This window comes from Burkholderia sp. Leaf177 (genome assembly GCF_001424345.1).
Lineage (GTDB): Bacteria > Pseudomonadota > Gammaproteobacteria > Burkholderiales > Burkholderiaceae > Caballeronia.
Map to the genome: position 1 here is coordinate 121476 of NZ_LMPF01000003.1, position 25397 is coordinate 146872.

Annotated in this window: 25 protein-coding genes and 2 tRNA genes; 8 read left to right on the forward strand and 19 right to left on the reverse strand. The window is 58.6% G+C overall.

What is annotated here, in order from left to right; all coding sequences use genetic code 11:
• Positions 1 to 197 precede the first annotated feature (197 nt).
• Complete coding sequence (locus ASG35_RS06140; protein WP_056354181.1) at positions 198 to 470, forward strand: hypothetical protein; 273 nt, start codon at positions 198 to 200, stop codon at positions 468 to 470.
• A 20-nt stretch (positions 471 to 490) separates the two neighbouring features.
• Here ASG35_RS06140 and ASG35_RS06145 read toward each other — a convergent pair.
• Both ASG35_RS06145 and ASG35_RS06150 read right to left on the reverse strand, forming a co-directional pair.
• Positions 491 to 567, reverse strand: a tRNA-Arg gene (locus tag ASG35_RS06145).
• A gap of 79 nt (positions 568 to 646) precedes the next feature.
• Positions 647 to 1477 carry an undecaprenyl-diphosphate phosphatase gene (locus tag ASG35_RS06150; protein ID WP_056354183.1) on the reverse strand — a complete coding sequence of 277 codons (831 nt, stop codon included), beginning with the start codon at positions 1475 to 1477 and terminating at the stop codon, positions 647 to 649.
• Positions 1478 to 2011: 534 nt separating this feature from the next.
• On the opposite strand from ASG35_RS06150, the gene ASG35_RS06155 reads away from it, so the two are divergent.
• The 3 genes from ASG35_RS06155 to ASG35_RS06165 all read left to right on the forward strand — a co-directional run bounded on the left by ASG35_RS06155 (position 2012) and on the right by ASG35_RS06165 (position 4178).
• Positions 2012 to 2914: an aldose epimerase family protein gene (locus ASG35_RS06155; protein ID WP_056354570.1), complete on the forward strand. Its 903-nt coding sequence runs from the start codon at positions 2012 to 2014 to the stop codon at positions 2912 to 2914.
• Positions 2915 to 3061: 147 nt separating this feature from the next.
• Positions 3062 to 3790, forward strand: coding sequence for a peptidoglycan DD-metalloendopeptidase family protein (locus ASG35_RS06160; RefSeq protein WP_235527467.1), 729 nt, complete (start codon positions 3062 to 3064; stop codon positions 3788 to 3790).
• 100 nt (positions 3791 to 3890) lie between these two features.
• A complete protein-coding gene (locus ASG35_RS06165) occupies positions 3891 to 4178 on the forward strand; it encodes a hypothetical protein (RefSeq protein ID WP_156393028.1) in 288 nt (95 codons plus the stop codon).
• Between the two features lie 434 nt (positions 4179 to 4612).
• Here ASG35_RS06165 and ASG35_RS06175 read toward each other — a convergent pair whose 3' ends face one another.
• The 3 genes from ASG35_RS06175 to ASG35_RS06185 form a co-directional block, all read right to left on the reverse strand.
• Entirely contained in the window at positions 4613 to 5146 is a 534-nt protein-coding gene (locus tag ASG35_RS06175; RefSeq protein WP_056354193.1) for a Fur family transcriptional regulator, read from the reverse strand.
• 60 nt (positions 5147 to 5206) lie between these two features.
• Complete coding sequence (locus ASG35_RS06180; protein WP_056354196.1) at positions 5207 to 5386, reverse strand: hypothetical protein; 180 nt, start codon at positions 5384 to 5386, stop codon at positions 5207 to 5209.
• A gap of 159 nt (positions 5387 to 5545) precedes the next feature.
• A tRNA-Pro gene (locus ASG35_RS06185) sits at positions 5546 to 5622 on the reverse strand.
• A gap of 75 nt (positions 5623 to 5697) precedes the next feature.
• On the opposite strand from ASG35_RS06185, the gene sixA reads away from it, so the two are divergent.
• The gene (gene sixA / locus ASG35_RS06190; protein ID WP_056354199.1) at positions 5698 to 6156 is read left to right on the forward strand and encodes a phosphohistidine phosphatase SixA; all 459 of its coding nucleotides are present in this window, start codon (positions 5698 to 5700) and stop codon (positions 6154 to 6156) included.
• A 145-nt stretch (positions 6157 to 6301) separates the two neighbouring features.
• Positions 6302 to 7108 carry a GNAT family N-acetyltransferase gene (locus tag ASG35_RS06195; protein WP_056354202.1) on the forward strand — a complete coding sequence of 269 codons (807 nt, stop codon included), beginning with the start codon at positions 6302 to 6304 and terminating at the stop codon, positions 7106 to 7108.
• A gap of 19 nt (positions 7109 to 7127) precedes the next feature.
• Here ASG35_RS06195 and ppx read toward each other — a convergent pair whose 3' ends face one another.
• Complete coding sequence (gene ppx / locus ASG35_RS06200; RefSeq protein ID WP_056354205.1) at positions 7128 to 8651, reverse strand: exopolyphosphatase; 1524 nt, start codon at positions 8649 to 8651, stop codon at positions 7128 to 7130.
• 327 nt (positions 8652 to 8978) lie between these two features.
• Between ppx and ppk1 the strand changes: the two genes are divergently transcribed.
• On the forward strand, positions 8979 to 11042 hold the full coding sequence (gene ppk1 / locus ASG35_RS06205) for a polyphosphate kinase 1 (RefSeq protein WP_056354207.1): 2064 nt from the start codon (positions 8979 to 8981) through the stop codon (positions 11040 to 11042).
• A 16-nt stretch (positions 11043 to 11058) separates the two neighbouring features.
• Here the strand turns inward: ppk1 and phoR are convergent, their stop codons facing one another.
• From phoR to ASG35_RS06260, 11 genes are all read right to left on the reverse strand, one after another.
• The gene (gene phoR, locus ASG35_RS06210) at positions 11059 to 12372 is read right to left on the reverse strand and encodes a phosphate regulon sensor histidine kinase PhoR (RefSeq protein ID WP_056354210.1); all 1314 of its coding nucleotides are present in this window, start codon (positions 12370 to 12372) and stop codon (positions 11059 to 11061) included.
• A gap of 82 nt (positions 12373 to 12454) precedes the next feature.
• The gene (gene phoB, locus ASG35_RS06215; protein WP_056354212.1) at positions 12455 to 13162 is read right to left on the reverse strand and encodes a phosphate regulon transcriptional regulator PhoB; all 708 of its coding nucleotides are present in this window, start codon (positions 13160 to 13162) and stop codon (positions 12455 to 12457) included.
• A 62-nt stretch (positions 13163 to 13224) separates the two neighbouring features.
• A complete protein-coding gene (gene phoU, locus ASG35_RS06220; protein WP_056354216.1) occupies positions 13225 to 13929 on the reverse strand; it encodes a phosphate signaling complex protein PhoU in 705 nt (234 codons plus the stop codon).
• Positions 13930 to 13966: 37 nt separating this feature from the next.
• A complete protein-coding gene (gene pstB / locus ASG35_RS06225) occupies positions 13967 to 14722 on the reverse strand; it encodes a phosphate ABC transporter ATP-binding protein PstB (protein ID WP_172811968.1) in 756 nt (251 codons plus the stop codon).
• Positions 14723 to 14867: 145 nt separating this feature from the next.
• Positions 14868 to 15764, reverse strand: a complete 897-nt coding sequence (gene pstA / locus ASG35_RS06230) for a phosphate ABC transporter permease PstA (protein WP_056354222.1) — start codon at positions 15762 to 15764, stop codon at positions 14868 to 14870.
• A complete protein-coding gene (gene pstC / locus ASG35_RS06235; protein WP_056354225.1) occupies positions 15764 to 16747 on the reverse strand; it encodes a phosphate ABC transporter permease PstC in 984 nt (327 codons plus the stop codon). The genes pstA and pstC overlap by 1 nt, the downstream gene beginning before the upstream one ends.
• Before the next feature lie 113 nt (positions 16748 to 16860).
• Positions 16861 to 17892, reverse strand: coding sequence for a phosphate ABC transporter substrate-binding protein PstS (gene pstS / locus ASG35_RS06240; protein WP_056354228.1), 1032 nt, complete (start codon positions 17890 to 17892; stop codon positions 16861 to 16863).
• Between the two features lie 228 nt (positions 17893 to 18120).
• A complete protein-coding gene (gene glmM, locus ASG35_RS06245; RefSeq protein WP_056354573.1) occupies positions 18121 to 19479 on the reverse strand; it encodes a phosphoglucosamine mutase in 1359 nt (452 codons plus the stop codon).
• A gap of 81 nt (positions 19480 to 19560) precedes the next feature.
• Positions 19561 to 20430, reverse strand: coding sequence for a dihydropteroate synthase (folP, locus tag ASG35_RS06250; protein WP_056354231.1), 870 nt, complete (start codon positions 20428 to 20430; stop codon positions 19561 to 19563).
• Between the two features lie 83 nt (positions 20431 to 20513).
• On the reverse strand, positions 20514 to 22409 hold the full coding sequence (gene ftsH / locus ASG35_RS06255; protein WP_056354234.1) for an ATP-dependent zinc metalloprotease FtsH: 1896 nt from the start codon (positions 22407 to 22409) through the stop codon (positions 20514 to 20516).
• A 192-nt stretch (positions 22410 to 22601) separates the two neighbouring features.
• Positions 22602 to 23264: an RlmE family RNA methyltransferase gene (locus ASG35_RS06260; RefSeq protein ID WP_056354237.1), complete on the reverse strand. Its 663-nt coding sequence runs from the start codon at positions 23262 to 23264 to the stop codon at positions 22602 to 22604.
• A gap of 392 nt (positions 23265 to 23656) precedes the next feature.
• Between ASG35_RS06260 and ASG35_RS06265 the strand changes: the two genes are divergently transcribed.
• Positions 23657 to 24211 (forward strand): YhbY family RNA-binding protein, encoded by a 555-nt coding sequence (locus tag ASG35_RS06265; protein ID WP_056354240.1) that lies wholly within the window; start codon positions 23657 to 23659, stop codon positions 24209 to 24211.
• Between the two features lie 68 nt (positions 24212 to 24279).
• On the opposite strand, the gene ASG35_RS06270 is transcribed toward ASG35_RS06265, so the two are convergent.
• Positions 24280 to 24801: a DUF4149 domain-containing protein gene (locus tag ASG35_RS06270; protein ID WP_056354243.1), complete on the reverse strand. Its 522-nt coding sequence runs from the start codon at positions 24799 to 24801 to the stop codon at positions 24280 to 24282.
• Positions 24801 to 25277 carry a transcription elongation factor GreA gene (gene greA, locus ASG35_RS06275; protein WP_056354247.1) on the reverse strand — a complete coding sequence of 159 codons (477 nt, stop codon included), beginning with the start codon at positions 25275 to 25277 and terminating at the stop codon, positions 24801 to 24803. Before greA ends, ASG35_RS06270 begins: the two co-directional genes overlap by 1 nt.
• Positions 25278 to 25397: the final 120 nt, after the last annotated feature.

Here is a 25397-nt window from a genome sequence, read left to right on the forward strand (position 1 = left end):
CAAGCCGGCAAATAACGATCGTCTTGCGTCGAGGATAGCATGAGGTCACACGTGCGCCGCAAGCGCAAAAGCTCGGCCGAATGGCCATTGCATGTGCATTTCGGAGGAATGACAGAGTATCTCAGACATGTCCGATAGAGCCGCTTGCAGGGCAAACCTAAGATTGAAGGCTTCCCTACTTCAGCTCTTCTACCGTCATGGACACCCATCTCGCGCCGACGCTTTACGGATGCTTGAGCATCGCCGCCATTGCGTGTGCGCTCGTCATGCCGAAGGGATTGGCAGCAATGGATCGGCTGCTTGCAAGACAACCCGAGCGATTCAATCTCGACGGCTGGCCGCAAGAGCATAGAAACATGGATGAAGCGAAGCCCGCCGTTTGGCCGCGCGTAATCACCGCCATAGGGTGCGCGCTATTGTTTGCGGCGCTGCTCGTGCTGATGATTTTGTGCCAGCAACTTGCGCTGTGAACGCGCGCGAGTCGTGACTTTGGTACGGCAGGAGGGACTCGAACCCCCGCCCCTCGGCTTAGAAGGCCGATGCTCTATCCAGCTGAGCTACTGCCGCGGTGCAGACAATCCGCGATTTTACCTCATTGAAACCGCACGGGGCCCCATTCCGGACCCCTCACGTCATTTGCTTCAACTCAAACCGGTTGCGGATGCAGCATGAACCAGCCGAGACAGAACGCGCCCGCGATCAGGCAATAGACGCCGAACGCAGCAAGCCGCCCTTTTCCTTCGAAATAACGCATCAGGAATCGCACGCTGAGATATGCGGCGATGCCCGTCAGCACGCCGCCCAGGATGGCATCGGCGAGTTGATCGGGTGCATGAAAAAGCTTCGGCAATTCGAGGACGCCGGCCGCGAAGATGATCGGCGTACCGAGCAGGAACGAAAACTCGGCGGCTTTCTCGGCGCTCAAACCTGCGCCCACGCCCGCGATGATCGTCAGGCCGCTGCGCGAAAAACCGGGAATCAGTGCGCCGATTTGCGCCAGGCCGACCAGGAACGCCTGCTTGAATGTTAAATCTTCCGGAGCGCGCTCGGCGCGCGAGCGTGTCAACCGGTCGCCGACCCACAGCAACACGCCGTTGACCATCAAGGCCGCCGCGACAATTCGAAGGTCGTGGAAAAGCGCCTCGAGCCGTTTTTCGAGCAGCAGACCAACGATGCCCGTCGGAATCGTGCCGATAATCAGCGCCCACATCATGTGGCCATCGGCGTTCTTGCGGCCACGCAGCGATCCAATGAACCCGATCACCAGCGCCACCCAGCGTTTGCGGAAATACCAGAGCAACGCGAGCGCGGTGCCGAGGTGAAGCGCGACGAGGAAAGGCAGCAGCTGTGGTGCATGTTTATCGATGTGCATGCCGATCAAGCCGGGCACGAGAAGGGTATGGCCAAGACTACTGACCGGGAACAACTCGGTCACGCCCTGCAACACGCTCAGGAAAATCAGAAACCACAAAGTCACGCGTCAGTCCTCTTTCGTTAATGGCGACAGACCAGCATTAAGTGCATGGTCGCGGCGGTGCAGCATAGGCACATAAAACGCGCCGATTATGCCGGTCGCCAATTGCAGCGCCAAGCATTTGCGTGCGAGATCGCGCAATCGAAAGCTTATTGTTAGGTATATGAATATTAAAAGAAAAATAAAAAAGGCCCGTCATAAGACGAGCCTTCTTGCAAATGCCGACCTGGCAATGCAGCGCTTAAAGCTTGTATAAGAACAACGCCGTTCCCGCGCCGAACGTGCCAAAGATAAATACTCCGAACATCAAAGCCAGATCCATATCAACCTCGTCTTTCGTAGGATCATCTTGAACGATTCAATCGCCAAGGCCGGAAAATGTTTCATGTGCGTTACATCGTGTTTGCATTATCGGGCTAATGAAACCAGGTGTGTCAGTCGCAATTTCCCCAAAAGGGTTTCCCCGTAGAATTGAGCGCGATCCATGCGCCAAAAGCGCCGACCCATCCGACCATTTACGCCAAGGAGACCGCCAACATGTCATCGATACCCGACATCCTGGAAATCAAGCACGACGACGCCGTCCTGGAAATCGCCCCGCACGCCGGCGCACGCCTGATGACGTGGCGAGTCGGCGGCGATCCGGTCATTTTCTGGCCTGCCTCGCCCGATTGGTCCAACTTCGTCAAGATCCGCGGCGGCAATCCGCTGCTGTTTCCGTTCCTGGGGCGTCATTTCGTCGATGGCGAAATCGGCAAGTGGCGCGACCCTGAAGGCGTTGTGCACGACCTGCCCATGCACGGGTTCGCACGCAACCTGCCGTTCGAACACAGGATCGATCCGGACGGACACGGCGTTCGGACGACGCTTGTCGACAACGATTTCACGCGTCAGGGTTATCCATTCGCCTTTCGCTTTGAAGCTGCGTACCGACTAGTGGATGGTGTGACGCTGGATGTCGAACTGACGACTTCGAACCCGGGCGAGGTTCCATTGCCGTATTACTCCGGCCACCATTTCTACTTCGCGCTGCCGCACGATCAGCGCGGTATCAGCAGCATTGAACTGCCGCGCACGGAAATGCGCCGGCAACTCGCAGACGGTTCGATTACAGAACCGGAAGCGGGAAAAACGCTTTATTCAATCGATGACGCAAGCATCCTCGACCGTTTTCATTGTTTCACCGGTCCGTCCGACCAGCCGGTCCGGCTCGTGACGCCTGGCCTGAAGCGCGCGGTGAATTTCGATCTGCAGCGTCCTGACTCGGTGCCCTGGTATGCCGTCACGACGTGGACCGAAGCGCCCGCGTCAGATTTTTATTGCGTTGAACCGTGGGTGGGTCTGCCGGATGCCATTCACAACGGTCACGGTTTGCGTTGGATCGCGCCGGGGAAGACGGAAACGGCGGCGCTCAGGCTGACCATTTCGCCGGCATCGTAAGGAGAAGACGGAGCCAGACCGACTGCGCGCATGCACGCTTCTGACTACCACGGCACGGGGACGTTAAAATCATACCTTTCGACGTTACGCGTTGTGGTTTGTCCGCCGTGGCTTTCGGGTTGTGCGGCGCTTTGCGAGGTTCTGAGTTTGACAAAAATAATTCGACGGCTGACCTGCGCGACTTTGGTCGCAGTGCTCGCCGCGTGTGGCTCCGCGCCTGTCGGGCCGGGGTTTTATCGTGTGGAACGGGGCGATACGCTATCCAAGATCGCGCGCGCGAACCGGACATCGGTACAGAATATTTCGCGATGGAACAATCTCACCGACCCGAACGCAATTGAAGTCGATCAGGTTCTGCGCGTGGCGCCGCCGGCCGGAACGGCTATCGCGTCCTCGTCGTCCTCGTCGTCCTCTTCGTCTTCTTCGTCCGCGCCGGCTCGCACAAACGGCGGCACGAGTTCTGCGGATACGGCGCCTGCCGTGTCAGGCGGCGCGATCAAACCGGCTTCCAGCATTTCGCTGATCTGGCCGGTGCAAGGCGCGGTGATTCGCGGTTTCGATGGCAAGAATTCAAAGGGCATCGACATTGGCGGCACGCCGGGCACGCAGATCGTGGCAGCGGCGGCCGGATCGGTGGTGTATGCAGGAAACGGCTTGCGGGGTTATGGCAACTTGCTGATCGTGAAGCACAACGCCGATTACCTCACCGCATACGCGCATAATCGCGCACTGCTCGTGAAAGAAGGTCAGCAAGTCACGCAAGGCCAGGCCATCGCGGAAATGGGCGACAGCGACACGAACCGCGTGATGTTGCACTTCGAACTGCGTTACAAGGGCAGTTCGATCGATCCATCGCGCTATTTGCCACCTCGATAAGTCCATAGCGCAAAAACGCGCCCAGGCAGGTTCAATCAGTTACAGGGAAGATTCGATGAAAGAGAATGTCCGCGCTCCGGCGCTTGAAAAGCTGGCGGTAATGGGTGCCGTATTGATAGCCGCAGCCGCGCTGACGGGTTGCGCAAACACGGCAAAACGCACCTATTTACCAACCGGCGATACGGGTTTTGCCATCAACTGCAGCGGCGGCGACGCCAGCACGAGCTGGGCCGAATGCTATAAAAAGGCTGGGGAAATCTGCGGGTCGTATGGGTACGACGTGGTATCGAAGGACGTGGATAACGGCGCGACCTCGGGCGGGTCGGTTGCCGGTATTTTTGGCGCGAACGTCAAGAACCGGTCGATGGTGATTCGCTGTAAGCAGTAGCACTCGCGCGGCCGGTGGCCGAGTGATTCTTCAAAGCGTCGCCAAAGCGCCTGCTTTGCTTGCGTACGTCTGGAACATGGAACGAGCCGATCAGCCGCGCACCGCGCCACCGCCCTGACAACGGGTCGATATGCGACGCGAACACCAGCAGCGAAATCATCGCGAGCGGGCAAATAGCGAGAAAGATCCACAGCGCAGTCATGGTGAAAGATAGTTTCGGCCAGAGAGAAATTCGATGATACCGTTGCAGCAAGAATTTCGCATGACGCGCGGCTATCGCAATTTTTCGATCGTAATAATTACGTGACTCGGCCTTGGTTGATCTGGCGCGTACTCTGGGGCGCCGTCAATACGCCTGGAGCTCCGAACACCTGCACCATGCAAAAGCCCGTTCCGACTCACGTTGGAACGGGCTTTTGCTTTGATCGAATAGTCTAATGTGACGCGTGATCGTGATCGTGCTTATGCGCGCCCGGATCCTCCGCGGCCTGGCACGCCGGGCAAATACCCTTGAGTTCAATATCATCGCCCGCCAGCTTGTAGCCGCTCGCCTCGACTTGCGAAAGCAAGCTCTGTCGCAACTGCTTTTGCTGCTGCAATTCCGTAACGCGCCCGCATTGCTGGCAAACGACCAGAACGCCGTGCTGACAATGCGTCAGGTCATGACAAACGGTGAACGCGTTGATGGACTCGATCCGATGAATCAGCCCCGCCGACAACAGGAAATCCAGCGCCCGATAAACCGTCGGAGGCGATGCGTTGGGGTGCATCGCGCGCATTTCGTCCAGCAGCGTGTACGCCTTGGTCGCGCGGCCGGACGTAAGCAGCAATTCCAGCACAGTGCGACGGATGGGCGTGAGTTTCTGCCCGCGCTCGCGACAATAGTCGTCGGCCATGGTGACCGCGGCTTGAAGCGCGTCGGCGGACGAGTGGTCGTGAGACTGGGCGGCGTTTGCGGGCGTGTTCATCAGCAAATTATACGCTGCCGTGGCGTTTGAGCAGCCCGGCGGCGCGCGGCATGCATCCGGTCATAACGGTTGCGCGGACTGCGTCGACTTTGCCGGCGCGATGGTCATGTCGGGCGGCGTGGTATCGGTTGGAACGCCCTTGTAGTCGGGCGGATCCTGCGGTATCACTCGATGCGGCGTGGAATCGGCACATGCCGAAAGAAACACGGAACAGGCAAACAGAACGGCGAAGCGCGGCATGGACGGCCCGGAAAAGATTGATCGATTCGGAAAGTGAAGCAGGAAGATTAAACGATATCGGGAATTGCAGCCGGATGCGGCGGCCGAAAGAACAACTAAACCGCGCGGAAAATGACAAAGGGGTCGCGAGTTGAACTCGTGACCCCTTCATGTGTAACGTGGTCGGAGCGAAAGGATTCGAACCTTCGACCCTCTGATCCCAAATCAGATGCGCTACCAGGCTGCGCTACGCTCCGACAAGAGCGAGACTATAGCGTGTAATGGATACCGGCGCAATCGAAAACACCCAAAGCCCAAAAAGGAGCTATCCGATGAACCTCATTCTCTGGCGTCACGCCGAAGCCGAAGACCAGGCCGCAAGCGACCTCGCGCGCCAGCTGACCGCACGCGGCGTTAAGCAGGCGCAAGCGGCGGCTAAATGGCTAAAAAGCCGTATCGACGACGACGCGCTGTTTCTCGTCAGCCCCGCCACGCGCACCATCCAGACCGTGGAAACCTTCAGCGACCGGTACCAGGTCGTGAAGGAAATCGCGCCGGGCGCCTCGGCGCAAGCCGTGCTCGACGCCGCGCAATGGCCAAAAGGCGCGGCGGAAACGGTCGTGGTCGTCGGACATCAACCGACGCTCGGGCACGTTGCGGCTTGGCTCATGACCGGACAGGAAGCCGGCTGGACCATCAAAAAAGCGGGAATTTGGTGGTTCCAGGGACGTTCGCGGGCGGGCGACGACCAGATCGTATTGCGCGCCGTAACCGGCCCCGATCTGCTTTGAACCCGGTCACGAATCACATCAATAAAGGAGGCAACCCGCGCGCACTTCATTGAATCGTCACCGTGATGCCATGCGAGCGTCATTCGGGATACTTACATTGTCGGCTATCGGTAATACGTCAGCCAAATCCACTTGGGGATTGTCAATGCAGGAATCGACGACGCACGCTTTCGTGAACCCATCGAATGGCATGGGCGGCTCCGAGCGCTTGCCGCGTGCGGCCGAGACGGTGACGGCGCAGCACAGGCTGCGGGTATCGTGGGCGCATTCCGAAGCCGAACTTCGCGAGGCACAGCGCCTTCGATACCGCGTGTTCGCCGATGAAATGGGCGCCCAGCTGAAAGGTCCGGCGGGCCTCGACGTAGATGCATTCGATGCCTTCTGCGATCACCTTCTAGTTCGCGACCTGGATACGCTGAAAGTTGTCGGTACGTACCGCGTGTTGCCTCCGCATCAGGCCGCGCGCGCAGGCCGCCTTTATGCCGAGAGTGAATTCGATGTGTCGCGCCTGGCCCATCTGCGCCCGAAGCTCGTCGAAGTCGGCCGCTCGTGCGTGCATGCCGATTACCGCAGCGGCGCGGTCATCATGTCGTTGTGGGGCGGCCTCGCCGCGTACATGAAGCAGAACGGCTACGAGACCATGCTGGGCTGCGCGAGCGTATCGATGGCCGATGGCGGCCACTACGCCGCCGATCTTTTCGATGGCATGGAGAAGGACGCGTTGACGGCGCTCGAATACCGCGCGTTCGCGCACACGCCGCTGCCGGTGCAGGAATTGCGGACCGGCGCGAAGGTCGCGCCGCCGCCGCTGGTCAAAGGCTATCTGCGCCTCGGCGCGAAGATCTGCGGCGCGCCGGCCTGGGACCCGGATTTCAACACGGCCGATTTCCTGACCTTGCTGCGCCTAAGCGATATCAACGAACGGTACGCGCGGCATTTCATGGCCGACTGACCGCTGCGCACCGCCAGATTCAAACGCCCGTATAAACCACCCGATACGGCTTGCCGATCTTTTCCCACTCGGCCGCTTCCTGCACGAGGCTATAGTCGGTCAGCGGATTCAGCGAGACCCAGTCGTTGGGCAGCTTTACATCGAAACCGCCGTTTGCAGTCGTGACTTCGATAGCCGGCAAGCCTACGTCTGCCCGTCTTCTGCACAGCAACGCCGCGAGCCGCAGGCAAAACAGCAAGGTCCAGTCAACGTCACGCGCGTGCGACAGTTTGCCGAGCTTGCCGACATGTCCCAGCACCAGACCCGCGAGCCGCGCCTGATCGGTGCGCGAGAATCCGGGCATATCCGCGTGACTCGCGATATACGCCGAATGCTTGTGATACGCGCTGTGCGAAATCGAAAGACCGATCTCGTGCAGCGCGGCGGCCCATCCCAGGAACATCCGGTTTTCGACGCGGCGTTCGGCATCGACGGAAGATTCGCCTGCCTCGAGCTGCTCGTAGAAGCTGATGGCCAGCTCCGCAATGCGCTCGGACTGCGCGCCATCGACCGCGTAACGACGCTTGAACCCTTCCACCGTCACGGTACGCATATCCTGATGCTGCGTCCGCCCGAGCAGGTCGTAAAGCACGCCGAGACGCAACGCGCCGTCGGTGGTATCGACGTAATCGATACCCAGTTCCTCGAACACGCCCAGCATGATCGACAAGCCGCCAGCGAGCACCGGAATACGGTCGGCCTTCAGCGCAATCAGCTTCAGCCGGTTCACGTTCTCGGCCTTGATCAACGCCTTTTTCAATCGCTCGAGGCCGCCGCGCGAGATGCCGTGGGTGATGCCGGGATCGTTGAAACCGTTGGCTTCGATCAATTCGGCCAGCGCCCGCGCCGTGCCCGATGAACCGATCGCCTGGTCCCAGCCGGTCTGCTTGTATTCGCTGGAGATGATTTCGATTTCGCGCTTGGCGGCGAGTTCGGCCTGGCGCATGGAGTATTCGTCGACATTCCCAGCCGCGAAGAACTGCCTGCTATGACTCACGCAACCGATATAAAGGCTTTCCATGTGAATGGGCGTGTAATGCGAGCCGATGATGAATTCCGTCGAACCACCGCCAATGTCCACAACAAGCCGTTTGCCAGCGCTCGCGGGCACAGAGTGTGCGGCGCCGGCATAGATCAGACGCGCTTCCTCGCGGCCCGCAATCACTTCGATGGGAAAACCCAGCGCGTTCTGCGCCTCGGCGAGAAATTCCTCGGCGTTCTTGGCCACGCGCAGCGTGTTGGTGGCGACCGCGCGCACGTGATCAGGATGAAAGTCGCGCAGCCGTTCGCCAAACCGTTTCAGTGCGTCCCAGCCGCGCAGTTGCGAGGCGCGATCGAGATATTTGTCGCGTGACAGGCCTGCAGCCAGGCGCACGGGTTCGCGCAGCGCGTCGACCTGATAGATCGGGCTGCCCGACGGCGTTTCTTCAACGCGTCCGACGATCAGCCTGAAGCTGTTCGATCCAAGATCTACGGCTGCCAAAAGATGAGGTGAATTGACCATCGATTTTTTAGGTTCCGTAGGGTTGTTCCTGCATTTCGCTCGGTTGTGTTCGCGCATGTCCGAAAGCGCAAGGACGATGGATGCACGCCGCAGCGCGCCAATTTTAATTCCAAGCGGGCCGGTGTGCTGGTCTGGCGAAAAGCAAATGAAACAAACAAAGAGGATAAATCGATCTTGCGGCGGCTCCGGGCAAATAAAGCCAGTGTCGACCTTACACGCGCCCTGCGTTAAATTCGTGACATCACGATTTCACAAAAACGTCATCATATTGTGAGTCATTCCGGGCGATCCTTGCAGATTCCGTTTTTCTGAGTGCTTTTTATATCGATGTCCAACCGCTATCCCCTTCTGAACCGCGAACTGGGCATTCTGGGCTTCAACGAACGCGTGTTGTCGCAAGCCGCCGATACCGCCGTCCCCCTGCTCGAACGACTCCGTTTTATCTGCATCACCAGCAGCAATCTCGACGAGTTTTTCGAAGTCCGCATGGCCGGCATGCAGGAGCAGATGCGCGACAATCCCGGTTCGCTTTCGCCCGATGGCATGTCGCTCCAGCACGTCTACGACCTCGTGGTCGAGCGTGCGCACAGGCTGGTGCATCAGCAATATGCAATGCTGCAGGACAGCGTTTATCCCGCGCTCGAAAGCGAAGGCATCTATTTTCATGGCGTCGAGTCATGGACCGAAGCGCAGACCGACTGGGCGCGCGACTATTTTCATAACGAGCTGCTGCCGGTGTTGACGCCTATCGGCCTCGATCCCGCGCATCCGTTTCCACGCGTGCTGAACAAGAGCCTGAACTTCGTCATTGAACTGGAAGGGAAGGACGCGTTCGGGCGCCAGGCGGTCATGGGCATTGTCCAGGCGCCGCGCGCCCTGCCCCGACTCGTGCGCATGCCGGAAGCGCTGTCGGGATATCCGCACGGGTTTGTGCTGCTGAGCTCGTTGATGCAGCGCTTCGTGGACCAGTTGTTTCCGCATCTCATGGTGCGCAGTTGCAACCAGTTCCGGATCACGCGCAATAGCGAACTGTTCGTCGATGAAGACGAAATCACCAACCTGCGCGTCGCCCTGCAAGGCGAATTGCCGGCGCGGCATCTGGGCAACGCGGTGCGCCTCGAAGTGTCGGCGGAAACACCGCCGCACATGATTCGCAGGCTGCTGGACGAAAGCGAACTCAATGACCGCGATTGTTATCGCGTGAGCGGGCCGGTGAACCTCGTGCGCCTGATGCAGTTGCCCGAAATGGTCGATCGCCCCGACCTCAAGTTCGTGCCGCATATTCCCGCAGTGCCGAGCGTGATCGCAAACGCGTCCAATCTTTTCGATGTCATCGATAAAGGCGACGTGCTTCTGCATCATCCGTACGAGAGCTTCCAGCCCGTGCTGGAGTTGTTGCTGCAGGCCGCGAAGGATCCGCAAGTCGTCGCGATCAAGCAAACGATCTATCGCACGGGAACGGATTCGCCGCTGATGGACGCGCTGATGCAAGCCGCGCGCAACGGCAAGGAAGTGACCGTGGTGGTGGAGCTGCTTGCGCGCTTCGACGAGGAAACGAACATCAATTGGGCTTCGCAACTCGAGGCCGTCGGCGCGCATGTGGTCTATGGCGTAGTGGGCCATAAATGCCACGCGAAGATGATGTTGATCGTCAGGCGCGTCTTGCAGAACGGCAAGATGATGCTCAGGCGTTATGCGCATCTCGGTACCGGAAACTATCATCCGCGAACCGCGCGGCTTTATACCGATTTCGGCATGATGACGTCGAATCAGGAAGTCTGCGAAGACGTACATCACGTGTTCCAGCAACTGACCGGCATTGGCGGCGAGTTGCGTCTGCATCAGCTATGGCAAGCGCCCTTCACGCTGCATCCGAATCTCATGGAAGCGATTCGCGTCGAAGCTGACAACGCGCGCGCGGGCAGGAAGGCGCGGATCGTCGCGAAGATGAACGCGCTGCTCGAACCTACCGTGATCGCCGCTTTGTATGAAGCGTCGCAAGCGGGCGTGAAGATCGATTTGATCGTGCGCGGCGTGTGCGCGCTGAAACCGGGCGTGGAAGACTTGTCCGAAAACATAACCGTGCGCTCGATAGTCGGGCGCTTTCTCGAACATCACCGAATCTTTTATTTTTACGCGGGCGGTGAGGAGAAGGTGTATTTGTCCAGCGCGGACTGGATGGATCGTAACTTCTTCAGGCGTGTGGAAGTCGCGTTTCCTGTGAATGACCGGCGCCTGAAACGGCGAGTCATCGCGGAAGGTTTATCGGCGTTTCTTGGCGATAACCAATCCGCGTGGCTCATGCAAAGCGATGGGCATTATCGGCGGCGTCGGCCCGGCAAATCCATGCGCAACGCGCAACTCGGATTGCTGACGAAGTTCTGCTCCTGAATGCCTCAGGAATGCCTCAGGCCGCGATCGACTTTCTCAGCGACGTACGCGCGGCCGGAAATTTCACCAGGAACGTGCTGCCGCGCCCTTCCTCGCTCTTGATCTCAAGATCCGCGTGGTGGCGCTGCAATACGTGCTTCACGATCGCAAGGCCAAGACCCGTACCGCCGGTATCGCGCGAACGGCTTCTATCGACTCGATAAAACCGCTCCGTCAAACGCGGAATATGTTCGGCGGGAATGCCGAGTCCGCTATCGCGCACCGAAAACACCGCGCGGTCGCGTACGCGTTGCCAGACGACATCGATGGTGCCGCCATCGGGCGTGTATCGAATGGCGTTTGTCACCAGATTGGCGAGCGCACTGACAATCTCCGTTTCAGAACCGGACACGGTCAATGCTTCGTCGATATCGAACGTGATCCTGTGCCGGCCGCTCGATAAATTCTCCGCGTCTTCTTCAAGGTGACGCAGTACGGCGCGCATATCGAGCACGTCGTCGCTGGGCGGTTTTCCATCGCCTTCGAGATTTGCCAGCACCAGCAGATCGCGCACGATGTTCTGCATGCGCGCCGATTGCTGTTCCATCATTTCCAGATACCGCGCGCGGTCCGCTTCATTGAGCGGAATCTCGCGCATGGTTTCAAGAAAGCCCGACAACACGGTCAGCGGCGTCTTCAATTCATGCGAAACGTTCGCGACAAAATCGCGCCGCATGGAATCCGTTCTTTCAAGCTCGGTAATGTCCTGCGTGAGAATCAGCTTGCGATTTTCGCCGTAAGGAAATATTTGCACCGACAACACATGTTGCCGGTTCAAACCCATCCCGCGCATGACCAGCACTTCTTCGTAATGCTGCGAAGCGAGATACCGGACAAAATCGGGTTGACGTACGAGATGCGTTATATGCTGGCGCAGATCGCGTTTTGCATCGAGTCCGAAATGCGTTTCAGCGATGGCATTGCACCACTCGATCTGATCGGTATCGTCGAGCATTGCCACGCCATTCGGCGAAGCCTGAATGCCCTGGATGAATCGCGAATGTTGTTGCTCGACCTGACGCACTTGCGCGTGCCAGCGCTTTGCAAGCTTATGCAAACGATAATAAATTTCGCCCCACACGCCCGGCGCGCTCGGCACTTCGCCATAAACCGGCGCGTCCAGCAAACGCCAGAGACGCTGCGTATGGAAGGTGGTGAACAAGGCTTGAAGGACCAGCATGACGAGCGCAAAACAGAGCGCGATGCGCACACCAAACAGCGCACCAACGATCACGCTCAGTATCGCGAGTAACGCGAGGGACACGAGAGATCGCGTCCAGATGATATTCATGAGTTAGCGGATCGAGATTATTGCCACGCGAGCCCACGACCCCTATTGGTCGCGGGTGTCATGCATTATACGAGCGCGCGGATCAAGCGCTCTTGGCCAGCCGATACCCACTGCCACGAACAGTTTCAATCATAGCATCGCAACCCGCGGGCTTTAACGCCGCCCGCAAGCGCTTGATATGCACATCCACCGTCCGTTCTTCAACGAATACGTGATCGCCCCACACCTGATCCAGCAATTGCGTGCGGCTATGCACGCGTTCCGGATGCGTCATGAAGAAATGCAGCAGGCGGAACTCGGTCGGACCGAGGTCGAGCTTGATATCGTCGGGATGACCGTTCGCATGCGCTGCAACGCGATGTGTCGCCGGATCGAGCCGCAAGCCGTTGATGGCCACCACGTCTTCCGTCAATTGCGGCGCGCGCCGGCGCAATACCGCCTTGATTCGCGCCATCAATTCCTTCGGAGAAAACGGCTTGGTCACGTAATCGTCCGCGCCGATTTCAAGCCCAAGCACCTTGTCCTGCTCGTCGCCGCGAGCAGTGAGCATGATGATCGGAATGTGTTTCGTGCGTTCGTTGCCACGTAATTCCCGAGCGAAGGCGATGCCGGATTTACCCGGCAACATCCAGTCGAGAAGCACCAGGTCCGGCAATACGTCGCTGATCAGGTTTTGCGCCTGTTCCGCGTTATAAGCACGAATGGGGCAATGGCCCGCGTGTTGCAGATTCACCGAAATCAATTCGGAAATCGCGGGTTCGTCTTCTATAACGAGAATGCTGCTGGGCATCGGCACCTCTGTAACCTTCTTCGCGTAAGTTGATTAACGGCTGTAGGGATTGCTTTGAAACTTCAGCTCAGTGCTTCGCGTTCAAGCTGATCGCGCGACACATGGCGGACATCCGTTCCCTTCACAATGTAAATAATGAATTCGGCAATGTTCTTTGCGTGATCGCCAATCCGCTCGACTGCTTTCGCAATGAACAAATAATCGAGCCCGGCCGAAATCATTCGCGGATCTTCCATCATGTACGTCACGAGTTTGCGCACGAACGCGCGAAATTCTTCGTCGATGGCTTTATCGTCACGCACGATCTGCGCTGCGGCAACGGTATCGAGGCGCGCGAATGCATCGAGTGCACGGCGCAAGATGGACACCGCCATTTCACCCGATAACTTGATTTCCGCGATATTGACGTTGCGGCCCATGCCGTCTTCGTCGATGCGCTTCACGCGCTTGGCGATTTTCTCGGCTTCGTCGCCGGCGCGTTCGAGATTCGTGATCGTCTTCGATATCGCCATCAGCAAACGCAGGTCACGTGCAGCCGGCTGACGGCGCGCAATGATATTGCTGCATTCTTCGTCGATCTCGACTTCCATGGTATTCAGGCGTTGCTCCGCCAGAATCACCTTGTCGGCAATATCGATATCAAACGAATTGAGCGCCTGCATGGCGTTGATGATTTGCGACTCGACCAAGCCGCCCATTTCCAGCACCTTCGACGAAACCGCGTTCAGATCGGCATCGAATTGGCTCGACAAATGTTTATCGGACATATGTGCTCCTGAAGTCCTTTTTTAGCCCGTTATGCATTCAACCAAAACGGCCGGTGATGTAGTCTTCCGTTTCCTTGCGGGACGGCTTGATGAAGATCTTTTCCGTATCGCCGAATTCAATCAATTCGCCCAGATACATATAAGCAGTGTAGTCCGAACAACGCGCCGCCTGCTGCATGTTGTGCGTGACGATGACCACCGTATAGTCATTCTTCAATTCAGCGATCAGCTCTTCAATCCGGCCCGTGGAAATTGGATCGAGCGCCGAACACGGTTCGTCGAGCAAGAGCACTTCCGGACGGATCGCAATGCCGCGCGCGATGCAAAGACGCTGCTGCTGGCCGCCCGACAGGCCGTAACCGCTTTGCTGCAGCTTGTCCTTCACTTCGTTCCACAACGCCGCTTTCGTCAGCGCCCATTCAACGCGGTCATCCATCTCCGAGCGCGAAAGCTGCTCGAACATCTTCACGCCGAACGCGATGTTGTCGTAGATCGACATGGGAAACGGCGTCGGCTTCTGGAACACCATGCCAACGCGCGCGCGCAACAGCGAGATATCGCGGCGTGTATCGAGCAGATTGTTGCCGTCCATCAGGATCTCGCCTTCCGCGCGCTGCTCCGGATAAAGCGCGTACATCTTGTTGAACGTGCGCAGCAACGTGGATTTCCCGCAACCCGACGGCCCGATAAACGCCGTCACCTTGTGCTCGGGAATGCGCAGGTTGATGTTTTTCAGTGCATGAAACTTGTTGTAGAAGAAGTTGAGGTTATTCACCTCGATCTTCGGTTTCATCGATCCAACCGGGGGCGCGTGGTGCGTCGGCTTGAAGCTGCCAGGCACGGCGCCGCGTTCTACCGGGTTTGAGTTCTTGTCGGAGGCCGGATTTGCGTTCCGGGTGCTCACATCGCTTGCGACTGTGTTCATGGAAGTTTCCGCCTTATTTTTTCGAGAAGATCGTGCGCGCGAGGATGTTCAGACCGAGCACGCCGAGCGTGATCAGGAACACGCCGGCCCACGCGAGCGCTTGCCATTGGGGGAAAGGGCTCATCGCGAACTTGTAGATGGTGACCGGCAAGTTGGCGACAGGCTGGCTCATGTCCCACGAGAAGAACTGGTTCGACAACGCCGTGAACAAGAGCGGCGCGGTTTCGCCGGTAATGCGTGCAACCGCGAGCAGCACGCCCGTGACAATGCCGCTCACCGATGCCTTCAGCGTAATCGAACACACCATCTTCCATTTAGGCGTTCCGAGCGCGAAAGCCGCTTCGCGCAGCGCATTCGGCACGAGCCGCAGCATGTTTTCCGTCGTGCGGATCACAATCGGAATCTGCAGCAACGCGAGCGCAATCACGCCTGCCCAGCCGCTGAAGCGCCCTGAGTGCGCGACCACGATTGCATACACGAACAAGCCGATCACAATCGATGGCGCCGACAACAAAATGTCGTTGATAAAACGCGTGACGCTGGCGAGCCAACGTTTATCGCCATATTCGGCGAGATAAACGCCAGCCAGAACGCCCAGCGGCGTACCGATAAAAGTCGCGAGCACCACCAGCATCAAGCTGCCGACAATCGCGTTCAGCAAACCACCGCCGTCCGTATTCGGCGCCGGCGTGTTCTGCGTGAACAGCTCGATCGACATGCCGCCTATGCCAAGCTTCACCGTAGTGAAAAGAATCCAGATGAGCCACAACAAACCGAACGCCATGGCCGCCAGCGACAACACCAGCGCCACGACATTCTTGCCGCGCCGGCGTTGTTGCAGCTTCATGCGCGTGGCGGCTTCGCGTTCCGGATTGCCCGAACCTGGGAATTGCAATGTGGGCTGGCTCATTATTTTCCGCCCTCCCCTTTTTCGAGGCGAAGCAGCATCAGTTTCGACAGCGACAACACAATGAACGTGATCAGGAACAGGATCAGCCCGAGTTCCATCAGCGCCGACGTATGCAAGCCAGGGCTTGCTTCGGCAAATTCGTTTGCCAGCGCCGACGTAATGCTGTTGCCGGGTGAAAACAGCGAGACGTTATCGAGCAGATTCGTATTGCCGATCACGAACGTCACCGCCATCGTCTCGCCGAGCGCGCGGCCGAGGCCAAGCATCACGCCGCCGATCACACCAGTTCGCGTGAACGGCAACACGATTTTCCACATCACTTCCCAGGTCGTGCACCCAATGCCGTAAGCCGATTCCTTGAGCAGAACGGGCGTGACTTCGAACACATCGCGCATCACCGCCGCAATGTACGGAATGATCATGATCGCGAGAATCACGCCGGCGCACAGAATGCCGATACCAATCGGCGGCCCTTGAAAAAAGCGGCCGATCAGCCAAACATCGCCGAGCAAATGACCGAGCGGTTTTTCGAAGTACGTGGCGAAAATGGGCGAGAACACGAGCAAGCCCCACATGCCGTACACAATCGATGGAATCGCGGCGAGCAATTCGATCGCAACGCCCAGCGGCCGGCGCAGCCACGCGGGCGCGAGCTCGGTCAGGAACAGCGCAATGCCGAAGCTCACCGGCACAGCAATGATCAATGCAATGAGCGATGTCGCGATGGTGCCGTAAATAGGCACGAGCGCACCGAAGGTATCCGCTTGCGGATCCCACTCGGAACGCCACAGAAAACTGAGACCAAATTTTTGCAGCGTAGGCAGCGAAGCCACCACCAGCGACACGATAATGCCGCCCAGCAGCAGCAGCGTGACCACTGCGGCGAGCCGCGTCAGGCTGCCGAAAACGATATCACCGAGTTGTCCCGGAGCACGCTGGGCGCGGCTTGCGGGCGGAGTCGATGCGAGGTTGATGTCCGACATGGGAGCCTTCGGAAGGACCGCGCGGCGGGTGCCGCGCGGCGTTTTACGGACCAGAACTACGGACTGACTACGGACTAAAAAGCCTGAACGTGTTGCGTGAAGCCAAATGCAACTTACTGCGCGACTGCCTTGCCCGACGCGTCCTTCACCTTCGCCTTCCATTGCGTTTCGATTTCGGCGGTTACCGAATCCGGCAGCGGAATGTAGTCGAGGTCATTCGCAGCTTGCGTACCGTTCTTGAACGCCCAGCCGAAGAACTTCAACGTTTCCGCACCCTGCGCTTCCTTTTCCTGCGTCGTGTGCAGCAGCACGAACGTGGCGCCGACGATCGGCCATGCATCCTTGCCCGGCTCGTTCGTCAGGATCTGGTAGAACGACTTCGACCAGTCAGCGCTTGCCGCCGCTGCCTTGAACGTTTCCGTCTTCGGCTCGACCACGGAACCTGCTGCGTTCTTCATGTCGACGTAGGTCATCTTGTTCTGCTTGGCATACGCCCATTCCACGTAGCCAATCGCACCCGGCAGACGCTGAACGAACGCGGCCACGCCGTCGTTGCCCTTGCCGCCCGTACCCGTCGGCCAGTTGACCGTCGAACCTTCGCCTACCTTGCTCTTCCACTCGGCGTTCACCTTGGACAAATAGTTCGTCCAGATGAAGCTCGTGCCCGAACCGTCAGCGCGGCGCACGACGGCAATGTCGGTATCCGGCAGCTTGACCTTCGGGTTCAGCGCGGCGATTGCCGGGTCGTTCCACTTCTTGATCTTGCCGAGATAGATATCGCCGAGCACTTCACCCGACAACGTCAGTTCACCCGCCTTGATGCCCGGAACGTTGATGGCCGGAACCACGCCGCCAACGACTGTCGGGAACTGGAAAAGCCCCTGCTTTGCCAGTTCATCGTCTTTCAGGGGTGCGTCCGAGCCAGCGAAATCCACCGTCTTCGCGATGATTTGCTTGACGCCGCCCGACGAACCGATACCTTGATAGTTGACCTTGCCGCCGCCCGACTTCTGGTACGTATCGGCCCATTTCGTATAAATCGGTGCTGCGAAGGTGCTGCCCGCGCCGGTGATGTCGGCGGCCTGCGCCGACAGGGCAAACATTGCGCCGACGATGCCTGCGAGCGCGGTGTGCATCAATTTCATGTGATCTCCAGGGTTGTGAGCAAGTGGCTCGACACCGCGAAGGATAGGGTCTCTGTGTGACAGTTCGATGACGAATGATGAACCCAGCGTGACAACGCGCTTACGGGTTGAAAGTATGCGCTTTTGTTCGCGACGCATACGTTTGCTTTGCTTTTCTGCGAGCGCATAAAAAAATGCCACGGGTTTTGGCCGTAGCATTTATGTTCGCTCCGATGGCCTCACGAGAGGTCAGGTCGTCGCTTCCTTGACGACTTTCGCGATATTTTCCGCGTGCCTGACGGCTTCAGTCTGCGATGCCGCTTCGACCATCACGCGCAGCACGGGCTCGGTCCCAGATGCGCGAATCAGCACGCGTCCCTTCGAGTCGAGTTCGCGCTCGGCCTGGGCTATAGCAAGTTTGATCGCGTCGCTGCTTTTCCAGTCCGCGCCCGGACTCATGCGCACGTTGATCAGCTTTTGCGGGAACAGCTTCACGCCCTCGAGCAATTCGGCGAGCGAACGGCCGCTGCGTTTGACCGCGGCGAGCACGAGCAGCGCGGACACGATGCCATCGCCGGTTGAATGCCGGTCCAGCGACAGGATATGGCCCGAACCTTCCGCGCCGAGTACCCAGTTGTTCTCGCGCAGCTTTTCGAGCACGTAGCGGTCGCCCACGGCAGCGCGAACAAACTGCACGCCGGCCTGCTTCAGCGCCACTTCCACCGCCATGTTCGTCATCAGCGTGCCAACGGCGCCATCGATCTTTCCATCGGTCGCGATGCGGTCGTTGACCAGCACGTAAAGCAACTCGTCGCCGTTGTAGAGGCGGCCGGAGGCATCGACTACCTGAAGACGATCGGCGTCGCCGTCGAGTGCAATGCCGATGTGCGCCTGATGTTCCTTTACCGCCTTGACCAGCGCGTCCGGGGCCGTTGCGCCCACGCCGTCATTGATATTGAAGCCGTTCGGCGACACGCCGATCGTCACGACTTCCGCGCCCAGTTCGTGAAAAACTTGCGGCGCGACGTCGTAGGCGGCTCCATGTGCACAGTCGACCACCAGCTTCAAGCCATGCAAATCGAAACTTGCGGGGAAAGTGCTTTTGCAAAACTCGATGTAGCGACCCCGCGCATCGTCCAGCCGACGCGCCTTGCCGAGCAACTCCGAAGGCGCGCACGACATGGGTTCGTCGAGTTGCGCTTCGATCTGCAACTCGACTTCGTCGGGGAGTTTGTTGCCATCGGCGGAGAAAAACTTGATGCCGTTGTCGTAGTACGGATTGTGCGAGGCGCTGATCACCACGCCCGCCGCCAGACGAAGCGCTCGCGTGAGGTAAGCGACGCCGGGCGTGGGAATTGGACCTGCCAGCATGACATCGACGCCCGCCGCCGAAAAACCTGACTCCAGCGCCGCTTCGAGCATGTAGCCCGACACCCGCGTATCCTTGCCGATCAAAACCGTCGGACGGGTGCCGCGCTGTGCCCACTGGTCCGCGCCCGCGAGCACCTTGCCGGCCGCGTAGCCGAGCCGCAGCACGAAATCAGGCGTGATCGGGGATTCGCCGACCTTGCCGCGAATGCCATCGGTTCCAAAATATCGACGTGCCATTTTTTTGTTCGTATCCTCGCGCGTGACGCGCTTCATCTATTTATCTGTTTATCTGTTTATTACCGCAGCCGCGCCCTTGCCTCATTCGGACCGACGAGCCGCGTCCCGGACGGCTTGCCATACCTTCAGCGCGTCCGCGGTCGCGGCGACATCGTGCACACGGACGATCGACGCACCCCGCTCCACCGCACATACAGCCGCTGCGACACTCGCCGCTACCCGCTCGGACGGCTGCGATCGGCCTGTGACCGCGCCGAGCATCGACTTACGGGACATGCCGGCGAGCAGCGGAAGGTTCAGATTTGCAGGCTTCGTATTAGCAAGACCGGTCAACAAGTCGTAATTATGAACCGTCACGGACTTGCCGAAGCCAAATCCTGGATCCAGACAAATCCGATCTTGCCCGATACCGCTCGCCGTCAATGTGCGAACACGCTCATCGAAGAATTCGCGCACTTCCGCCACGACATCGCGATAGACCGGCTCGTGCTTCTGCATGGTTTCGGGCTCGCCGAGCATGTGCATGACGCACAGACCGCAGGTGCTGGCCTTGACGGCATCGATCGCGCCGTCGCGTCGAAATCCCCAGATGTCGTTGATCATGTCGGCGCCGGCATTTACTGCCGCGCGCATCACGGCGGGTTTGTAGGTATCGATGGAAAGCGGCACGCCAGTGGAACGCAACGCCTCGATCATTGGAATCACGCGTTCCAGTTCTTCATCCAGCGGGACGGGCGGCGCGCCGGGGCGGGTAGATTCGCCACCGATATCGACGATGTCCGCGCCATCGCGGATCATCGCCTCCGCCTGAGCAAGCGCGGCGTCGCGCGCGACAAAGCGTCCTCCATCTGAAAACGAGTCCGGCGTTACGTTCAGAATGCCCATGATCAGCGGACGCTCGAAGGGGAGCGTGAAACGGCCGCATTGAAGCGCTTCGGCGATGATTTGCATGATGTGGCAGAGAAAAACACGCTTAAAACAAAAAAGGCTGGTGTGAAGATCACACCAGCCTTCCCGACTAACTTGGGTTCACATCAGGCAGAAGCAGGCGCCGCTGCATTTCCCGGCTTGACTTCCGCGCCGGTATTGCCACCACCAGCCGACGGATCGCTCGAAGGCGGCGGCAGGTTCTTCGGCGGACGCGGCGGACGACCGCCCATGATGTCGCCGATCTGCTCTGCGTCGATGGTTTCCCATTCCAGCAGCGCCTTCGTCATGGCTTCGACCTTGTCGCGGTTGTCTTCAAGCAGCTTGCGGGCGAGACCATACTGATCGTCGAGAATCCGGCGAATTTCAGCATCGACCTTTTGCTGCGTGGCTTCAGATACCGTCTTCGACGCCATCTTGCCGAACATTCCGTCTTGCTCGGTATCGACGTACACCATCGTGCCGAGCACATCCGACATGCCGTAACGCGTCACCATGTCACGCGCCATCTTCGTCGCACGTTCGAAGTCGTTCGAAGCACCCGTAGACATGGAGTTCAGGAACACTTCTTCCGCCGCACGGCCGCCGAACAGAATAGCGATTTCCTCGAGCATTTTGTCGCGATACAGATTCACGCGATCATGCTCCGGCAATTGCCACGTAATGCCCAGTGCCCAGCCGCGCGGCATGATGGAAACCTTGTGAACCGGATCTGCGTGCGGCAGTAATTTCGCCACTACCGCGTGACCCGACTCGTGATAAGCCGTATTGCGACGTTCTTCTTCGCGCATGACAGCCGACTTCCGCTCCGGACCCATGAAGATCTTGTCCTTCGCGTCCTCGAAATCCGCCATCTCGACAATTCGCTTGCCGCGGCGTGCTGCAAACAACGCAGCTTCGTTCACCAGGTTTGCCAAGTCAGCGCCCGAGAAGCCTGGCGTGCCGCGTGCAATAACCGATGCATCCACGTCGTTTGAAATCGGCACCTTGCGAAGGTGGACCTTCATGATGTGTTCGCGGCCACGAATGTCCGGCAGACCCACATACACTTGGCGGTCGAAACGGCCCGGACGCAGTAGTGCTTTGTCCAGCACGTCGGAGCGGTTCGTCGCAGCGATCACGATCACGCCGGAGTTCGCTTCGAAGCCGTCCATTTCCACGAGCATCTGGTTCAACGTCTGTTCGCGTTCGTCGTTCCCGCCACCCATGCCGGCGCCGCGATGACGGCCCACAGCATCGATTTCATCGATAAACACGATACACGGCGCATGCTTCTTGGCCTGCTCGAACATGTCGCGCACCCGTGCGGCGCCGACACCAACGAACATTTCAACGAAGTCAGAACCCGAAATGCTGAAGAACGGTACTTTGGCTTCACCCGCAATGGCGCGCGCAAGCAACGTCTTACCTGTACCCGGAGGGCCGACCAGCAGAACGCCGCGCGGAATCCGCCCACCGAGCTTCTGGAATTTTTGGGGATCGCGCAGGAAATCGACGAGTTCGGAAACTTCTTCCTTCGCTTCGTCACAACCCGCGACATCGGTGAAATTGATTGCGTTATTGTTTTCGTCGATAAGCCGCGCTCGCGACTTGCCAAATGAAAACGCTCCGCCTTTCCCGCCGCCTTGCATCTGCCGCATCATGAAGAACCAGAAACCGATGATCAGGATCGTCGGTCCGAGGTAATACAGCGCGGAAACGAGCGCGTTCGGTTCGTCGTCGGCCTTGCCACTGACCTGAACGCCGTACTTCATCAGGTCGCCGACCATCCATATGTCGCCAGGCGACACGATCTGGTATTTCTGACCGTCTGCGGGAGTGACGGTGAGATTACGGCCCTGCACGGTAACGGTCTTGACCTTACCGGTCTTCGCGTCGTCCATGAACTGCGAATACGACACACCTTCCTGGACGCGGGGCTTGTCGAACTGCTTGAACACCGTGAACAGCACCAGTGCGATAACCAGCCACACCGCTGCCTTAGAGAACATATTGTTGTTCAAAGCACCACTCCTTCACTCATAGACGGGCGCCTACATTCGCCTTGCGGCACCACGAAAGCATTCTAATCCAGACCGCAAACCCCTGCTATAGCCTTTAACTAGCGCGAGGATAGTGGCCGGATCCGATTTTTGGACAGGTTCGGCAAACGCACGTCAATACAAACGGTACTGAAGGGCGCCTTGCCCAAGCTCTCATTCACGACGCTTGAGCTGCCTGCCCAAAATAAACGTTTCGGACGATTTATCTCGCGACGCCTTGGGTTTGCGCGGCGCGACGATTTTGAATTGATGCTTGAACTTTTCTACTATCTGACTATAACCGCTGCCGTGAAAACACTTAACCAGCAAGGCGCCCTCCGGCTTCAGGTGATTCTGCGAAAACTCTAGCGCTAGATCACATAAATGCTCCATCCGGGCAGCATCCGCGCTCGCTACACCTGAGAGGTTGGGGGCCATGTCCGAGATTACAAGATCGACCTGATGATCTCCGACCAATTCTTTTAGTTGGTCCAAAACTGAGTCTTCCCGGAAGTCACCCTGGAAAAACGTCACGTCGGCGATAGGTTCCATCGGCAGGATGTCGAGCGCAATTATCTTGCCATCTATGCCGCCCTCACGCGTGTCGGCGCGATTCGCCCCCTTCGCCAGCTTGTTGCGCACGTACTGGCTCCAGCTGCCCGGCGTCGACCCCAGATCGACAATAATCTGCCCCGGCTTGATCAACTTGTCCTGCTCGTCGATTTCCTTCAGCTTGTACGCGGCGCGCGCCCGATACCCCTCGCGCTGGGCGAGTTTCACGTACGGGTCGTTGATGTGGTCATGCAGCCACGAATAGTTGAAGCGGTTTTTTGCCATTAAGAATGAACTCTTGCTGCGTGAAGCTGTGCTTTTAGCGGATAATACGCGTCTAATTCGGGCTGCTGCTCAAATTTGAAGCAGCCTTTGTCGATGTGGACAGCTGGTTTTTGGCGTCGTAGCGCCCTGTGCCTGCTCACGGTGGTCGCCGGAACAGCAAAGCCAGTAAGGCTTTGCCGCCGATCTAACAATGTTAGCAAGTTGCGGCACCCAGCTTCGGCGATTAAAGATTCGTTAAAATCAAGTCCGTTTGCTCGCCGCACCGCTGCGCGCCGTCCATCAGATTTCCACGAAAAGCGACTCGCCCCACCCGTCTTTTGTTTAGCAATCGCGACCGTTCAGCCGTTTTTACGCCACGGCGCCCCTCATTTTAGTCGAGTCCGTTACTTCTCATGTCAGCTCTCAAACTTTCTCCTGCCCAACGCGCCGATCTGCGCTCCCAGGCTCATGCGCTTAAGCCCGTTGTACTTATTGGCGGCGAAGGGCTGACCGAAGCCGTACTGGCCGAAATCGAAGTCCATCTCGGCGCGCACCAGCTCATCAAGATCCGCGTTTTCGGCGATGACCGGGAAGCCCGTGTCGCTGCGTACGCCGAAATCTGCGATCGCCTGGATGCAGCGCCGGTGCAGCAAATCGGCAAGTTGCTCGTGATCTGGCGCCCGGAAGACGACGCCTCGCCAGCACGTAAAACCGGCACCGCCGGCGTTCGAGGCGCAAATCGCGTCGCGCCGCCGAGCGCTGGTGAGGCCGCCGACGCGTCGACCAAAGGCCGCGCCCCGCGCGTGGTAAAGGTCGTGAAGATCACGCGTGATGCACCCGTGGTCCGCAAGCCAAAGAAGCAAAAGCTGCTTGTTCGCGGCAACGAACGCGTCACCGCAGGCGGAAACGTAAAACGGGCGAAGAAACGCCTGCCGAGCGCCAAGCGTCACCATCAGTCGTCGAAATAAGCCGTTTCCGGGTTCGCCTGGAAAGCATAAAGCCGGTGCAATCCGAGTGTCTCGGACCACCGGCTTTTTTAGCCGCGCGCGCGACGTGCTGCGACGCTGGCTGTCTTTCCCTTCGGAACCGCGGTTTGCGCGGGGAAACGTCCCGGCGGCAAACGCCAGAACAACACCAATCCCAACACGCTCTCGACCAGATAAAACGCGCTGGATATCCCATGTAGCATGCCAAACCGGCTTGCATACGGTGATTGCGCGAGTTCCATCCCGCCTTCCTGCGCGGCGACCCGCAACGCATTCATAAAAGGTTGCAGCGCAAAATAGCCGATCAGCACGCACAAAAGCATGCCGGTGATTACCCAGCGCGTGCGTTTGTATTCGTCGAAACCGGTACGTACAAAACGATTCGCCATGACCAGCAGCACTAGCGCGCACACTACGCCCAGCATGCCCTCAATGCGAAACAGCTGCGCCGCGACCGATCCTGCGGAGGTCCGGTCGAGCATGCTGAACAGCACAGGTGCGGCAATATAGCCCAGGGTCAGCACGCTGCCGACCCAGATCATGGCGACGATCCGAAAGAATCGATGAGCCATCAGACGTACTTGACCGCAATGACTTCGTACTCGCGCGCGCCGCTCGGCGCCTGCACGGACGCGACATCGCCTTCCGTCTTGCCAATCAGCGCGCGCGCGATGGGCGAGCTGATCGAAACAAGGCCGTGGTCGATGTCAGCCTCGTCGTCACCGACAATCTGATAGGTCACGGTGTTGCCCGAGTCCAGGTCTTCCAGCTCGACGGTCGCGCCGAAGATCACGCGGCCGTCGGCTTCGACTTCGGTCGGATCAATCACCTGCGCACCCGCCAGCTTCGACTCCAGCTCGGCAATCCGGCCTTCGATAAAACCCTGCTTCTCCTTGGCCGCGTCGTATTCCGCGTTTTCCGACAGGTCGCCCTGGGCGCGCGCTTCAGCGATCGAGTTGACGACCGCTGGGCGTTCTACGGATTTCAAATGTTGCAATTCGTCACGCAGCAACGCTGCGCCACGTTTAGTCAAAGGAACTGTGCTCATAACCAACTCATTACGCAAAAATGCAGACGTAAAAAAATTACCGCGGTTAAGTGCATCTCCCGGTAAAAATGGGAGACGCCGCTTAACCGCGGCCCTTGATACTTAGACTTCGCTTGGAGA